The sequence below is a fragment of the Vibrio sp. 704 genome (assembly GCF_033339295.1).
This window is the reverse complement of the sequence record NZ_JAWOUH010000753.1, coordinates 1-580: the sequence shown is the minus strand read 5'-3', so window position 1 is coordinate 580 and position 580 is coordinate 1. Positions and strand designations below refer to the sequence as shown.

Sequence of the window (580 nt, the reverse complement as noted above, 5' to 3'; positions counted from 1 at the left end):
AAACCGTGGAACAACGAGTAGCTCAGCAGCTTCAACTCTCATCGCCAAAGGCTGTACTGTTAGCGGAGAACTCAAAGTAGAAAACGACGTCCAGATTGACGGCATCGTCGATGGTCAACTGAATGTCGAAGGCACGTTAGTCGTTGCAGAAAGCGGTAGAGTCACTGGCGATGTGTATGCCAAGCAGCTGATCATCAATGGTATTCTGGACGGAAACTGTCACGCAGAGCACATCCAAGTACTCACTAAAGGCCGTGTCAGTGGTAAAATCTGGAGCAACAATCTGAGCATTGAACCGGGCGGTAAGTTCTTCGGTGAAGCAGCAGAATTGCCAGAAAAAGAAGTGGTCAGCCTGAAAGGCAAAGTGCAAGAAAGCGCAACGGCGAAAGACAACAGCGCCAACACTGAAAAGCGACTCGCGCGCAAAAGCGCATAAAAAAGACGGCGATTAAGCCGTCTTTTTCGTTTTACTGTTTGCATCCAATGTCTGGTTTTACATCGGGTTGAGAATCAGCGCAGAACGCTTGGCATTCGGACCAAACGCCGATGCCGCACGTGCTTTCACTTCTTCTAGTGTTAC

The 580-nt window shown here is 49.1% G+C and carries 1 protein-coding gene; it reads left to right on the top strand.

Annotation, left to right across the window (positions count from 1 at the left end):
• Positions 1-94: 94 nt before the first annotated feature.
• Positions 95-436 (top strand): bactofilin family protein, encoded by a 342-nt coding sequence (locus R7R24_RS28910; RefSeq protein ID WP_031819839.1) that lies wholly within the window; start codon positions 95-97, stop codon positions 434-436.
• The last annotated feature ends 144 nt before the right edge of the window (positions 437-580 follow it).